This window comes from Brevundimonas vesicularis NBRC 12165, assembly GCF_001592205.1.
Classification (GTDB): domain Bacteria; phylum Pseudomonadota; class Alphaproteobacteria; order Caulobacterales; family Caulobacteraceae; genus Brevundimonas; species Brevundimonas vesicularis.
Window position 1 is genome coordinate 109,076 of the sequence record NZ_BCWM01000012.1, and the last position, 13,051, is coordinate 122,126.

Genomic DNA, 13,051 nt, shown 5'->3' on the forward strand with positions numbered 1-13,051 from the left:
TTACGGCGCCCGTCCGCGCTCTTCCTTTCCCGCTTTCTGATGGTCTCGAGCGGCCTCGTTCCAGTCGCCGAACGGGGCTGGGGGAAAGGCGACGATCGCTTCCACGCCATCGCGCTCGAGCCGCCTGGCCAGCCGCATCGCGGCGATCTCCCCGGCTTCGCCCCGGTCTCCGGCGATTAGAACCGTCGAAACATGGTGGGGTGCATGCCACCGCGAGAGGTTTCCGGCTGACATGAGCGCCCAGCCCGGCAGGTCGAAGCGGACCATGGCGGACAGGGTGGTGACGACGCCTTCGGCCACCAGCATCCGCGCCGCCGCGGGACGCAGCCGTACGGCCGATCCCGGCGGGACTTGGCCCACGGTCTTGCGGGGAACGCTCAGACCCGATGCGACCTGCCCGTTGGTCGCGAGATAGGTGAGCTCGACGGCCGTGAGATCCCCCGAGGGCGACCGGATCCCGGTCATCATCGCGCGTCCGACGCGCCGCCCCGGCCGGTAGACCGAGAGGGGCGCGCGGGGATGTTCGAGCAGGTCGTCGAGGTCTTCCCGCCAAGCGACGCCGCGCACGGCGAGGTGACGTGCGACCACGCCGGTCCGGGCGGGCCTTACCCCATCCTGCCAGAGCGCACCCGCGACCGCCCGCCGTCGGGGGTGGTCGATCACGGGCCTGTCCGGCGTGTCCGCGACACCCATGAGCCGACCGCCGTGATCGACCAGTCCGCGACGCCGCAGGTCGTCGCGCACCTCCCGCCAATCGGCCGCGCCGAAGGTGTGGATGACGACACGGCCGCCATCGAGCAGGAGCGAGACGGAACGGTCCGCCTTCCCATGGCCGGGCGCCGGCACATTGGCGCGCAAGCCGTTCTGGTAGAGGTCTCCGCCGAGGATCGCCACGATCTGGCGCAGGCTCACCGGAAGTGCCCGAGGGTGCGCAGGCTGGCCGTACCGTCCCTCCCGACGACCAGATGATCGTGAACCTGGATGTCGAAGACCTTGGCGGCGTCGACGATCTTCCGCGTCATCTCGATGTCGGCGCGGGACGGCTCGGGATCGCCCGAAGGGTGATTGTGCACGAGGATGATGGACGCGGCCGACCCCTCCAGCGCCCGCCGCACGACCTCGCGCGGATAGACGGGGGCATGGTCGATCGTGCCCTGGGCGACCAGTTCGTCGCTCAGGAGCCGGTTGCGCTTGTCGAGGAACAGGGCCCGGAACTGCTCGCGGGGTTCCTCGGCCAATGCGACCCGAACATAGGCGAGCAAGGCCGTCCAGCTGGTGATGACGGGCCGTCTCGAAGCCTCGGCGCGGACCAGCCGTTCGCTGAGCACACGAAGCAGTTTCAGGTCGGTGAGAGCCGCTGGTCCCAGTCCGCTGGCGCGCGCCAGTTCCGGCACATCGGCGGAAGCAATGGCGGCGATGTCGCCGAACCGGTCGAACAGGGCGTCCACGGCGGGCATTGATGTCTGTCGCAGGCTGCGGCCCAGCAGAAGCGCGAGGAGGGCGCGGTCGTCGAGGTTGGCGAGGGAACTCGTGTCGGGCGAACGCCCAGCCGCGGCGATCGCGGGTTCGAGGTCAGGAAGCGGGCGCATGGCGGTCTCCAGCAAGGCTCCCAAGCGGAGCATTCCCGGCCGCCCTTCCTTTCTTCCCGATCGCGCTTTTCGATCCGACCGGATCGGCCCAGGTTGATCCGATGAAATGGTGGCTCATCCTCCCGCTCCTCGCCGCGCCCGCGATCGCCCATGCCGATCCGTGCGAGGGGCGACTGCCAGATCGCGCCGGACAGGTTTTCTCGGGGCAAACCCGCTATGTCGGCGATGGCGACGGGCTCTGCGTCGGCGACAGCACGAACCCCTCCACCTGGATCGAGGTGAGGCTCGCGGACTTCAATGCCCCGGAGCTCAACGCACCGGGCGGACGCGCCGCCCGGGACCAGTTGCGCCGTCTGGTGATGGGCCGACGCCTCGAATGCGTGGCGACGCGAGGACGTAGCGGCCGGGTGATCGTCTATGATCGGGTGATCGCGACCTGCCGGCTCGACGGTCGTCGTGTCGGCGACCTCCTGAGGGCCGCCGGGGTGCGCGAAGGCGGCAACTGACCCGTCACGGCTCGGAGACGAGCCGACAGCGAGAATATATTGCGGTCCGGCCGGATCGGGCAAAACGGCTCACCCGCGTGACACGCCTCTATATCGGCGTCGACGGCGCCCGAGGACCGGATTTGCGGCCAGAAAGTCGCCTCAAACGGCCCTCTCCCTCGAAGTCTCGATGGTCTTCGAACGGATGGTCGTCATGCCGCCAGCACGCCTCGCCGGTCTTGTCGCCGCACTACTAGTCGCGCTTCAGGCGTCCACCCAGACCTTCGCCTGGCTTTATCGCTATCATGTGACGCTGGGGCCGGCGCTCCGGCTGGACGAGACAGGCGTCTACTGGCCCTGGATGATCCTCGTCTGGCGCCAGAGGTTCGGGGCGGCGGAGGGGGACGCCTTCGCCCTGCCGCTCTCGGTCTTCATGCTCGTGATGGCCGCGGGCGCCGGGGGCCTGCTTCTGTTCGACGGCGGCGCCGTGAAGCGAACGCGCGGGTGGGGCGGCCTGGCGGAGGCTCGCCGTGCGGGCCTGAGGCACGACGCGGGGTGCGTCCTCGGGCGGTTGCAGGGCCGTCTTCTGGCGACGACCGACCTGCGCCCGACGCTCGTGACGGGCGGGACCCGCGCGGGGAAGGGACGGGGCCATGTCGTCCCCACCCTGTTGAGCTGGACCGACAGCGTCCTGGTCCATGATCCCAAGGGGGAGCTGTGGCGGGTGACCGCCGGTTGGCGCGCCCAGCACAGTCATGCGCTCTACTTCAACCCGCGAGACCCGGCGTCCGCGCGCTTCAATCCTCTGGCGGAGATCAGACCGGGGCCCCAGGAACTGGCGCAGGTCCAGCGGCTGGTCGCCATCCTCAGCGATCCGGGAGGCGCACGGGACGACGAGGCCATCTGGGACAAGGCGGCGTCCGAGATTCTCGAAGCCGTGATCCTGCACGTCCTCTACACGGCGCCGGACGCGGACAAGACGTTGTTGACGGTGAGAACGATCCTCGCCGATCTGGACGCCGCCGCCGACGTCATGGTCCGGACCCTTCATCGTCTGGGTCCCGAGGGCGTCCCCGAGGTCCATCCGTTCATCTCCACGGCGGTGAAGGGCTACGCGGCGATGCACGACCGCTTTCGCACCTCGGTGCAGGGCACGGCGCGCAGCTATCTCAAATGGCTGGCCGGCGACGATCTGGTTCGGGCGATGTCGGCATCGGATTTCGCGCTCGGCGATCTGATGTGCGCCGAGGCGCCGGTCTCCCTCTATGTGCAGGTCGCTCCGGCCGACGCCGTCGCCTTGCGACCGGTGATCCGGCTTCTCTTCTACGCGGCGGCCCAGGCCCTGACCGCCGCAGAGCACGCCGACGACGCGGGCCGCGAGAAGCGCCGGCGCCTTTTGATGCTCATGGACGAGTTCCCGCTGCTGGGCCGACTGGCCTTCTTCGAGAAGTCCCTGCGCCTGATGAGCGGCTACGGCATCAAGACAATGTTCGTCGCCCAGTCCCTGAACGACATCGTCGAGACCTATGGGGCCAACAACACCATCCTCGACAACTGCCATGTCTACACCGCCTTCAGCGCTCTCGATCCGCTAACACAGGACAAGGTGTCCAAGCTCACCGGCACCGTGCTGGAGCGGAAGACCAGCCGCAGCGGTCCGGCGGGGCTGGGCGCCGGCCGGAGCTCGGTGTCCCGCTCCGAGATCGAACGGCCCCTGCTGGAGCCGGGCGAAGTCCGGGCGCTGCCGGACGAGGTGCAGCTGACCTTTGCGGCAGGGCACAGACCGCTGCGGACACGCAAGGTCTTCTACGACAGGGAGCGGCCCTTCCGGACGCGCGCAGACCTGCCGCCGCCGGATCAGACGGCTGGCGTCGACACGCCTGGCGCGCCGGTTCACCCTTGGGCGGGCCGACGGGGGCTGGGCGAGGATCCGGAGGCGGCCCTGCCGCTGTTCAAGGAGGTGGAGGCGGCGATCCATGATCGACGCGTCGCCGCCAAGGCGGCCGAAACCTACGAGCGGATTTCGACGGCCTTCGCGGCGGAGCAGGCGGTGCTCGACGGGTTGCAGGGAGGCGAGCATGGGCGGGCGTGAAACCGGGGCGACGCGGGTTCAGGTTTATCTCACGGACCCCCGCGTGGTCGCCGCCTTGCAGCGTGAAGCGCGCTCGGCCAACATCCCGATCAGCCAGGCCGCCGGACGCGCGCTTGCGAAGGGCCTGGCCAGAAGTCTCCCGGCCGATCCGGACGACCGTCTGCTTCAGCTCGACCGCGCGCTGAGAGACCACATGCGGTCGACGGCGCGGGACGTGCAAATCATCCAGGAGCTGGTCATCGAGGTCGCCCGCGCCTTCTTCATGCGTTTGCCGGACGCCGTCACGGATCAGGATCCTGTCGCCCGCGCCGCCGTGAACCGCCGGATCGAACAGCTTCTCGACGACACGGCCGCCCGGTTGATCTCTGGCGGGAGGCCGCAGCGCGGGACGGTCGGATGAGCGTCCATCCCATCGTCGGCGAACGGAAGCTGGAGGCGCTTCGCCACGCGCTGGGGCCCGACATCCTGGAGGCGTTGACCGATCCGCTCGTGGTCGAAGTCCTCGTCAATCCGGATGGACGATTGGTTCTGGATCGGGTCGGGACCGGGCGCGCCGATACCGGCCATGGGTTGGAGCCAGAAGCCCGAGAACGGGTCATTCGGTTGATCGCGGACTATGTCGGGGATCCGGTCACTCGGGAAAATCCCCGTCTGGCAGGAGTTCTCCCGGTCACCGGCGAGCGGTTCCAAGGGTTTCTCCCGCCGATCACCGCCGCGCCCGCCTTTTCGATCCGGAAACGACCCGCCGTGATCTGGACCCTGGACGACTATGTCCGGGACGGCGTGGTGACGGAGGGGCAGGCCGAGGTTCTGCGGGCCGCGGTGCGGAATCGCCGAAACCTGCTGATCTCGGGCGGGACGGGTTCGGGGAAGACGACGCTCGCCAATGCGCTACTCGCTGAGCCGGCGTTCACGAATGATCGTGTTTTCCTGATCGAAGACACGCCCGAACTCCAGTGTTCCGCCTGGGATCTGGTCGCCACCCTCACGCGTCGGCATCCCGTCCCGATCGGAGTCGTCGACCTGGTCCGCGACGCCCTGCGCATGCGGCCCGACCGGATCGTTGTCGGCGAGATGCGCGACGGTTCGGCGGCGCTCGAAACCCTCAAGGCCTGGAATACCGGACACCCGGGCGGGCTTTCGACGATCCATGCCAATTCGGCGGCGGAGGCCTTCTCGCGGCTAGAGGACCTGCTCGCCGAAGTGGGATCGCCGCTGCCGACGCGGATGATCGCCAAGGCCGTCAATGTCATCGTCCACATCCGACGGGAGAGACATGGTCGACGAGCGGATGCGATTCTTGACGTCACAGGCTGGTCGGCGGACGGTTATCGGCTGCGCCACATCGGCGATCCTGCCCCGCCACCGACATCCCCGCGTACCGGCGGGTCTTGACCCACCAGTCTTGTCCTTCGTCGAGCGCGACGCGATGCCGGCGAGGCTTGGGTTGGATCCTACGCTAGGCCGATCCGTACAGCTATGAGGTGGTCTCTGTGGGCACTTGGCAGAGCTGTTCCATGAGATCGAGGACGAGTTTTTGATGGCGCGCTGATAGATCGGTCGCTCGGCGTGCGATTTCGGCTGAACTCCTGGTCGCCGTTCGCTTGGGAGCCGTGTGGAGCTTTTCCGTCATCGCTACGCCATCGAAGAAGAAGTTGATGTCGGTGTTCAGAAAATCCGCCATCTGCCAGAGCCGAGAGGCTGCGATCCGGTTGGTCCCGCGTTCGTATTTCTGGATCTGCTGAAACGTGACGCCAACAGCATCGGCCAGCTGCACCTGTGTGTAGCGCATGTCCTGACGTCGTTGGGCCACCCTCGATCCGACGTGACGATCGATCAGATCAGCAATCGCTTGGTTGGGTTGCGTTCGATGAGTTCTGGCCATTCCTGACAGAACCCGCGCACACATCGAGTCGTCAATGGGGCTTGAGCGGGAGATGGACGACAGGGCGCTGTGTCGCCATTCGTTTGACGCCGAACCGAAATCCCAGTCGCCACATCGTGGTCTTGTCGCAAGCGTCAACTCGGTCTTCCAATCGGTTGCGGTTGGACGCGGCATCGCTCGATTGTGAGCGTCGCATTTCCCCCGCCTCTCAAATCTCGAGTGAGCGATGAATTTGCTTCAGGCTTGCCAGGACGAACGTCCGACAGGGGGAAGCGACCTGTTCCCACTCTCGTAAAGGTTAATTGCGTCGCGTCGAATGGTGTCGCTTATGCATAGCGATGTTCGCCAATCCCATTGCGAGACAAGGCGATGTTAGGAAACCTTTTGTATGCAGCGCATCGGGCGAGGCGCTTCCTCATTCTTGGGGGATGCCTATCAGCGGTCGGCGTTGTGGCTTTCACGCTTTTGCATTGGGTAGGACACTGAAGCCGGCAACGACTTCCGTCGTTGTCATCGGACCAGCCGTCGCGATTTCAGAATTCGACGCACTTCGTCGATGAGCGGATGACGACTGGCGATCAGGCAAACTGTCCAAAGAATGATGCCCGCCGCGATCGTGCCGAACATCGGGGCTAGGGAGATGCTGGCGGAGAAGTCACGCGCCGCCATATAGGCGAGACTGGGCGTTACGGCCACGGCGGCGAGGACAGCGTTTCTGAGATATATCGGAAGGTAGTCTGACGTCCGAGTGTCCGTCATGCGATTGATGTGGGGTCTGTAGAGGACATAGGCCACGACCGCGTCCAGCACCCGAGCCAATGCCGCAGCTTCGAGGCTGATCAGACAACCAATCGAAAACATTGCGAAGGCGATGAGCGCGCGGAGGATTTCCAGTCTCGTCTGGGTTCGAAGATTGTCCGTGCAGGCGAACAACTCCCAGGCCATCGCGATCGAGACCTGAATGCACGAGGCGATGGCGAGCAGCGAGAGCGGCGCTGCGGCGGCGATCCATTTCTCGCCGTAGAGGGCGGCGATGAAGGGACGCGCCACGATGGCGAGCCCGAGGAAAGCCGGCCATAGGATAACGGAGATAATATCGATCGAGCGCATGTAGCGGTCGCGAAGCGAGTCGCCACGACGGAAAATCTCGGCGAAATCCACGAGAAGCACCCGTCCCAGGACGAGGTAGATATTCGTCCAGAGCAGACCGTTCAAACTGGTGGCTCGTGAGTAGAGGCCAAGGGCGCTCAAGCCGAGAAACCGGCCCAAGACGACATCGGACAATTTGCCTGAGATCGCGCTGACGCCTGTGACGGCGAGTGTCTGCAGGCCGAAATCCGCGACCCGTCGCCAACCCCTGAATCCCGGTTTGAAACGAATGAAGGCGCGACCGGCTATGCAGATGGCGAGGGTGAATATTCCATTCTGCGCCCACTGCCCGTAGGCGAAGCTCATATAGCTGAGACCCATCACGGCGCACGTAACGGTAGTGCCAGCGCCCGCGACGCCGCCGATCACACTTGAAAGGGCCAGTTCCTTGAACCGATTTCTGCGTTCGAGTTGGGCCATCGGCAGAAAGGCGGCGATGCTGGCGAGGGGCGTGAACGCAATGGCGGACAGAACCTGACGCACGCCGGCCTCCTGGAGGAAGGCTCCGCCGACGACGCTCGCCGCCAACATGGTGACGGTCACCGCGACAGCAATCAGGGCATTGACGGTGAATGCGGTTGTCACGACGTCGTCGTGGAGGTCGGGCTCCCTGACGATCAATGCTTGCAGTCCGAGCGCCTGGATCAATGAGAGCACGCCGGAGACCGCCAAGGCGACGGCGAAAATGCCGAACTCGTGCGGCGTCAGAAGACGCGCCAGCACCACGGAGGCCGCAAACTGCAGGACGATCGAGGCGGCCTGCGCCATCGCCATCCAACTGAGCGACTTCTGCAACGACATGGATGGGATCCGGGTATACTTCTGCGCCGCCCTTCGAAGGCGACAGCCGTCCCAAAGACCTTGCAAGCCTTAGGCCTACCGATTGCTTGCGCGCAACCATCGATCGGAACCACCCTCGAATCCTCCACGAGGTGCGGCCTCGACGCCACTTTTTTACCCGAAGCGGGGTTGGCCATCGACATTCCGGTCGGAAACGGCGAGTTGATCGAGATGCTGCCTCCTGAACCGACCCCGTTGCGAGACAGGCCCTCACCGTCTCGCGTGGCGATCATCATTCCCTACTACCAGCGCGACGGCGGCATCTTGGCCCGCGCGCTTCGATCGATCGCGGGTCAGGCGCTGAACGATGCGGTCTTGGCCATCATCGTCGTTGATGACACGTCTCCCGCATCTCCGGCCGATGACATCGCCAGCGTCGCCTTGCCCAGCCACATCGATCTCCATCTGCTGCGACAGCCCAATGCCGGTCCAGCGGCGGCGCGGAATGCGGGATTGCATTTTGCGGAGGGTCTCGATGTTCAGTATGTGGCGTTTCTGGATTCTGACGACGAATGGACCGCCGATCACCTTCAGACCGCTATCCGTTGCCTTGAGGCGGGCGCCGACTTTTATTTCTGCGACAACATCCGGTTTGGTCCGAATGGACGCGATCCGGAAATCGGCTTTGAGCGGACATGGCCGGACCGGGCGGCGACTTCGGAGATCAAGGCGCTCGATGCGGACCGGCACACTTTCATCATGCCGGCGCGAACCGCGTTCAACGCCTTTATCACCTCCTATCCTGGACAGACTTCGACGGTGGTGTTCGTCTCGGCGCATTACAGAGGCGCACGCTTCGACGAGACGCTCAGGGGCGCGGGGGAAGATCATCTTCTGTGGCTGGAGATGATCGAGCGGGGGACAGCCGTCGCGTTCTCGACGTGCGCCAACGTCGTCTGCGGTGTCGGCGTCAATCTGTATTTTTCAGCCACGGGCTGGGACAATCCGGCGACTGTCAGCCGGTACGGCTTCCTGTCGTTGCTCTACAGCCGGATATTGAACTCGTTCGCTCTCCTGCCTGATCAGGCTGGCGAAGTCCTGAAACGCCGAGATGCCGCCCTCTCCCTGTATGCCTATCTCGCGGTCAGAAATCGTCTTCGTGGACAGGCGCCCGATAAGCGGCTTCTGGCCGAGATCGTCAAGGCGACGCCGTTCGGTCTGGTCAGACTGATGTATCTGGCCCTGGCTGTGACGAGACGTTCGCGGGAAGACCGTTTGCGTTTGGCGCAACTCATCAGCTGACCGGGCGCAGATCCGTCCTTTTCACATGGCCGATCGCAAGCGTCGACGGGCCAGTCGATCAAGCGAACGCCTGAAAAACTCCGCATGCTCGCGCGCCACATCCTCTCGCGTCGACTGGCCCGCGACCGCCTCTGCGCCGTCGATCGTGAGGACGCGCCACGCCCAGTCGGTCGGGCTTGTCTGCGCCAACGTAACGGCATGGTTGACCTGGGTGGGCACGATCCGCGTCTCCATTCGGGAAGAATGCTGGAAGCCCTGCAGAAAACTTGCCGGAAGGTGCCCGTGAAACCCGCTGCGCGCCGTGATCGGGCGGCTCGCCGCGAATCCTGCGGGCGACTCTGCTCAGTTGAACGAAAGGGTCGCCGACCCCCGTCTCAGCGATCCTTCTCGGCCAGCGCCTGAACGAACGCCAGAACGGCTTTGCGATCTTGCGGCCGTTCGATCAGCGACCAAGCGGCGGCGAGGCGGTCCGCGCCGGGCTGCGCTTCCAGTACAGGCTCCTCCAAGAGCTCATGCAGGGACAGGTCGAGGCGACGGGCGATCTTCACAAGATCGGCCGCAGGCAGGCTGGTCAGACCTTCCTCGATTCGGCGGAGAACAACGCTGGATACGCTCAGGTGACCGGCCAGTTGTTCCCGGGACCAGCCTTGACGAATCCTGCCGTTCTCGATGCGGCGTCCGAGGCGTCGCCGATAGTCGGAGGCTTCGGTCATGTCAGGCATCCGTTGGCGCAGGCTGGATGTCATTACACCGCGACGCTTGGCTGCGAATCAAACGATTTCCGGCTTCGCGCAGGATTTCCCGCGAGAGCTCGGTGTCATCCGATGGCGGACCAGGCCAGGGCGTGTCCCGGGGTCTGGCGTTTCAGCCATCGATAGCCGGTTCGATCCCACCTCTCGATGCGTGGGGTGAGGTTGTCGAGAACGAGTTCGCCGTCGGTCGTCGACACGAGTAGAACAGCGTGATCTTCTCCCCAGGGCGTTATCACCAGGGCGATGGAAAGCAGGGTGGGTGAATAGCCTGCGGCGACCAGCGCACGGCGCTTTGCCAGCACAAAGTCCTCGCAATCTCCGCGCGGCGCGCGTCCTTCGGGGATCGTCCAATAATCGCCGACGCCGTATTGGCGACGGTCTGGCGACTGGCGGATTGATCGATTGAATCCCCGATTGATCGCGTCGATACGGGCAAGGTCGACAGCGGACAAGGACAGGGCGGCCCGGCCGACCGCCTTCGCCGCATCAGCCGTAAAGCCGGGGTGAGCATAGAGGGCTCTGGGCTCCCGGTCCGGGGCTGCAGGTGCTGAACGGCCCATCGCAATTGCATGCTCGGCGATCCTGGGGGGGCGGCGGTCGCTGGCGCGGGCCGTCCCCGATGGGCGGGTAACGGCCGCGGGTTCAGGATCGGCGTCCGTGAAGACGCTCGCCCAAAACAGGCGTTGCGCTTGCTCGCGTGTGTCATCGACGGAACGGGTCGGCTCCTGACAGTCCCGCGGATTGCGATTGCAAAAGTCCAGGAAGCCCGCCGGCGCCGCTGTCGGTGCGCCCACCGGCATCGCCTGCGCCAAAGCCTGACCTGGACCGAAAACCAGGATCGACGCCGCCGCTCCGAACGCCAGGCGAGGTAAGCGTAGTCGCGATCTGCGCATTGCGGGCACTATCTCAAGTCTTCCCTATCCAGGGCGTCTTGATGATCGAAACGCTTCAAGATCTTGCTTACGAAGATCGTTGATAACTCTTGAAGAAAGGAGGTTGCCTATTTCTTAATACGGGTTCGCGATTTACACTGAGTGTCCCAGCGTCTTCGGATCAGCTGTTGATGCCGTGAATTTTTAGACCGAGCGCTTGCCATTTCGGTCCGAAGCACGGATCAACGGGGAATGTTTGGACGCCGTCACCACCCCGTCGAGGGATTGCCTCCGGCGAGAACGCCATCGACGCCGACAGATACCCTCGTCTGGGCCGTCGGCGATGTGCATGGATGCGCCGATCTTCTTTCGACCTTGGTGGATGCCGTGCTGGGGGATGTCGAGACGCGCAATGCGACCCACGCCCATCTGATCTTTCTGGGCGACTACATCGACAGGGGGCCCGACACGAAAGGGGTGCTGCGATATCTTGCAGCGCTTGAGGAACGCGCGGGTCTCAGCCTCCATTTCCTGAAGGGGAATCATGAGGATCGAATGCAGGCCTTCCTCGCCGATCCTGCGTTTGGCGCCGGATGGTCGGAGTTCGGGGGGCGGGAGGCCCTGGCGTCTTATGGTCTTCAGCCTCCTGGACTCTCGGATGGTCCGGACGTCTGGGAAGCGGCGAGAGACGCCCTGGCCGAAGTCCTGACGCCACAGGATCAACGCTTTCTGGCGGGCTTGAAGTTAAGCGTTTCGGTTGGTGATTACTTTTTTGTCCATGCCGGAGCCGAGCCGGGAGTCGCGCTCGATGAGCAGGACGCCCAGCAACTGCTGTGGATCCGGCGTCGCTTTCTTGAGGATCCGCGGGCTTTCGACAAGATCGTGGTGCATGGGCACACCCCCTCTGACGCCGTCTTCGCCGATCATCGTCGGATCGGGATCGACACCGGAGCCTATGCGACAGGCGTGCTCACGGGGTTGAGGCTGGACGGCGAGGCCCGCCAGCTCTTGCAGACCAGAAGGCGCGGCGGACGGATTGACCTTGAGCGATCGCCGCTTGTGGGTTCAGTCCGTTGATCTTGCTCGCCCCAGTCCCGTGCAGGCGCGGTCGATGGGAGAGGGCTGCTCGCGTTGTTGTGTTATCGCTCCACAAGACAGGGCGCAAAGCGACCAAGCGGGGCTGTGCGACTCTAATCAAGCGATGATAGCGTCAAGCTGAGACCGAAACTCGCACGGGATGAGTCTCAGCTGGAGCGCGGCAAGATGACCATGGATCGGGCGGGACAGTCAGAGAGTTGACCAGTCATGGATGATGACCGTCATCGCTGGAAATGGCGTCTTCTCGGACTGGGAGGTGGCGCTTTATTCTCAGCCCTTGTTTGGGCGGCGGTGATTTACTGGCTGTTCAACCATTAACGGACGGCGGTTCCACGGTCTCGCATTGTACACCGTCAGAACAGACCCGCGATCGCCTCGCGCGCGGCGTCGCCCAGGTCGGGGCGTTTCAGGGCCAGGGCGACGTTGGCGCGCAGCAGGCCAATCTTGTCGCCGCAGTCGTGGGTGACGCCTTCGTATTCGACGGCGGTGAAGCTCTGGTCCGCCATCAGTCGCGCCATGGCGTCGGTCAGCTGGATCTCGCCGCCTGCGCCCTTTTCCTGCGTCGCCAACAGGTCGAAGATTTCCGGCTGCAGGATGTAACGGCCCGAGATCGACAGGTTGGACGGCGCGGTTCCGGCGGCGGGCTTCTCGACCATGCCCTTCATGACGATGCGCGAACCGTCGCGGCTGACCGGATCGACGATGCCGTATTTGTGGGTCTGATCTTCGGGGACGGATTCCACGCCGATGATGTTGCCGCCGGTTTCGGCATAGACCTGGGCCAGCTGTTTCAGGGCGCCGGGCTGCGAATCCACGATTACGTCGGGCAGGATGACGGCGAAGGGCTCGTGGCCGATGATGTCGCGCGCGCACCAGACAGCGTGGCCCAGGCCCTTGGGCTGCATCTGGCGGGTGAAGCTCATCTCGCCGGCCGAGGCCAGTTCGGCGTTCATCATCTCCAGGATGTCGGTCTTGCCCTTGGCCTGAAGCTGAGCTTCCAGTTCGATCTGATGATCGAAATAGTCCTCGATGGCGCCCTTGGAGCGG

General features: G+C 64.7%; 14 protein-coding genes. 6 read left to right on the top strand and 8 right to left on the bottom strand.

The genetic code is table 11. The features are described 5' to 3' along the window. Nucleotides 1–912, bottom strand: a complete 912-nt coding sequence (locus BVE01S_RS11220) for a toprim domain-containing protein (protein WP_054764208.1) — start codon at nucleotides 910–912, stop codon at nucleotides 1–3. Continuing rightward, entirely contained in the window at nucleotides 909–1,589 is a 681-nt protein-coding gene (radC, locus tag BVE01S_RS11225; protein ID WP_084375385.1) for a RadC family protein, read from the bottom strand. The genes BVE01S_RS11220 and radC overlap by 4 nt, the downstream gene beginning before the upstream one ends. Before the next feature lie 101 nt (nucleotides 1,590–1,690). Here radC and BVE01S_RS11230 point away from each other — a divergent pair, with 101 nt between their 5' ends. From BVE01S_RS11230 to trbB, 4 genes are all read left to right on the top strand, one after another. Then, on the top strand, nucleotides 1,691–2,095 hold the full coding sequence (locus BVE01S_RS11230) for a thermonuclease family protein (protein WP_035306061.1): 405 nt from the start codon (nucleotides 1,691–1,693) through the stop codon (nucleotides 2,093–2,095). Nucleotides 2,096–2,288: 193 nt separating this feature from the next. Further along, on the top strand, nucleotides 2,289–4,166 hold the full coding sequence (locus BVE01S_RS11235; RefSeq protein WP_084375386.1) for a type IV secretory system conjugative DNA transfer family protein: 1,878 nt from the start codon (nucleotides 2,289–2,291) through the stop codon (nucleotides 4,164–4,166). After that, nucleotides 4,153–4,566, top strand: coding sequence for a hypothetical protein (locus tag BVE01S_RS11240; protein ID WP_066627534.1), 414 nt, complete (start codon nucleotides 4,153–4,155; stop codon nucleotides 4,564–4,566). The genes BVE01S_RS11235 and BVE01S_RS11240 overlap by 14 nt, the downstream gene beginning before the upstream one ends. Further along, nucleotides 4,563–5,561, top strand: a complete 999-nt coding sequence (gene trbB, locus BVE01S_RS11245; RefSeq protein WP_066627536.1) for a P-type conjugative transfer ATPase TrbB — start codon at nucleotides 4,563–4,565, stop codon at nucleotides 5,559–5,561. The genes BVE01S_RS11240 and trbB overlap by 4 nt, the downstream gene beginning before the upstream one ends. Before the next feature lie 82 nt (nucleotides 5,562–5,643). Here the strand turns inward: trbB and BVE01S_RS11250 are convergent, their stop codons facing one another. Both BVE01S_RS11250 and BVE01S_RS11255 read right to left on the bottom strand, forming a co-directional pair. Beyond that, nucleotides 5,644–6,051, bottom strand: coding sequence for a helix-turn-helix domain-containing protein (locus tag BVE01S_RS11250; protein WP_066627538.1), 408 nt, complete (start codon nucleotides 6,049–6,051; stop codon nucleotides 5,644–5,646). 510 nt (nucleotides 6,052–6,561) lie between these two features. Next, nucleotides 6,562–8,001 (bottom strand): oligosaccharide flippase family protein, encoded by a 1,440-nt coding sequence (locus BVE01S_RS11255; RefSeq protein WP_066627543.1) that lies wholly within the window; start codon nucleotides 7,999–8,001, stop codon nucleotides 6,562–6,564. Between the two features lie 60 nt (nucleotides 8,002–8,061). Between BVE01S_RS11255 and BVE01S_RS11260 the strand changes: the two genes are divergently transcribed. Continuing rightward, on the top strand, nucleotides 8,062–9,282 hold the full coding sequence (locus BVE01S_RS11260; RefSeq protein ID WP_157076456.1) for a glycosyltransferase family 2 protein: 1,221 nt from the start codon (nucleotides 8,062–8,064) through the stop codon (nucleotides 9,280–9,282). Between the two features lie 21 nt (nucleotides 9,283–9,303). Here BVE01S_RS11260 and BVE01S_RS11265 read toward each other — a convergent pair whose 3' ends face one another. The 3 genes from BVE01S_RS11265 to BVE01S_RS16570 all read right to left on the bottom strand — a co-directional run bounded on the left by BVE01S_RS11265 (nucleotide 9,304) and on the right by BVE01S_RS16570 (nucleotide 10,846). Next, nucleotides 9,304–9,501 carry a hypothetical protein gene (locus BVE01S_RS11265; protein ID WP_157076457.1) on the bottom strand — a complete coding sequence of 66 codons (198 nt, stop codon included), beginning with the start codon at nucleotides 9,499–9,501 and terminating at the stop codon, nucleotides 9,304–9,306. A 155-nt stretch (nucleotides 9,502–9,656) separates the two neighbouring features. After that, nucleotides 9,657–9,995: a helix-turn-helix domain-containing protein gene (locus tag BVE01S_RS11270; protein WP_169802119.1), complete on the bottom strand. Its 339-nt coding sequence runs from the start codon at nucleotides 9,993–9,995 to the stop codon at nucleotides 9,657–9,659. A 104-nt stretch (nucleotides 9,996–10,099) separates the two neighbouring features. After that, nucleotides 10,100–10,846 (bottom strand): transglutaminase-like cysteine peptidase, encoded by a 747-nt coding sequence (locus BVE01S_RS16570; RefSeq protein WP_169802120.1) that lies wholly within the window; start codon nucleotides 10,844–10,846, stop codon nucleotides 10,100–10,102. A 312-nt stretch (nucleotides 10,847–11,158) separates the two neighbouring features. Between BVE01S_RS16570 and BVE01S_RS11280 the strand changes: the two genes are divergently transcribed. Then, nucleotides 11,159–11,983, top strand: a complete 825-nt coding sequence (locus BVE01S_RS11280; protein WP_084375384.1) for a metallophosphoesterase family protein — start codon at nucleotides 11,159–11,161, stop codon at nucleotides 11,981–11,983. A 374-nt stretch (nucleotides 11,984–12,357) separates the two neighbouring features. Here the strand turns inward: BVE01S_RS11280 and BVE01S_RS11285 are convergent. Then, on the bottom strand, nucleotides 12,358–13,051 hold a 694-nt coding region (locus BVE01S_RS11285), incomplete at its 5' end, for a UTP--glucose-1-phosphate uridylyltransferase (protein ID WP_066627554.1).

Bases quoted from the DNA above. Each gene is read 5' to 3' on its own strand.
- radC (WP_084375385.1), bottom strand. From the start codon at position 1,589: ATGCGCCCGCTTCCTGACCTCGAACCCGCGATCGCCGCGGCTGGGCGT.
- BVE01S_RS11230 (WP_035306061.1), top strand. From the start codon at position 1,691: ATGAAATGGTGGCTCATCCTCCCGCTCCTCGCCGCGCCCGCGATCGCC.
- BVE01S_RS11235 (WP_084375386.1), top strand. From the start codon at position 2,289: ATGCCGCCAGCACGCCTCGCCGGTCTTGTCGCCGCACTACTAGTCGCG.
- BVE01S_RS11240 (WP_066627534.1), top strand. From the start codon at position 4,153: ATGGGCGGGCGTGAAACCGGGGCGACGCGGGTTCAGGTTTATCTCACG.
- trbB (WP_066627536.1), top strand. From the start codon at position 4,563: ATGAGCGTCCATCCCATCGTCGGCGAACGGAAGCTGGAGGCGCTTCGC.
- BVE01S_RS11250 (WP_066627538.1), bottom strand. From the start codon at position 6,051: ATGGCCAGAACTCATCGAACGCAACCCAACCAAGCGATTGCTGATCTG.
- BVE01S_RS11255 (WP_066627543.1), bottom strand. From the start codon at position 8,001: ATGTCGTTGCAGAAGTCGCTCAGTTGGATGGCGATGGCGCAGGCCGCC.
- BVE01S_RS11270 (WP_169802119.1), bottom strand. From the start codon at position 9,995: ATGACCGAAGCCTCCGACTATCGGCGACGCCTCGGACGCCGCATCGAG.
- BVE01S_RS11280 (WP_084375384.1), top strand. From the start codon at position 11,159: ATGTTTGGACGCCGTCACCACCCCGTCGAGGGATTGCCTCCGGCGAGA.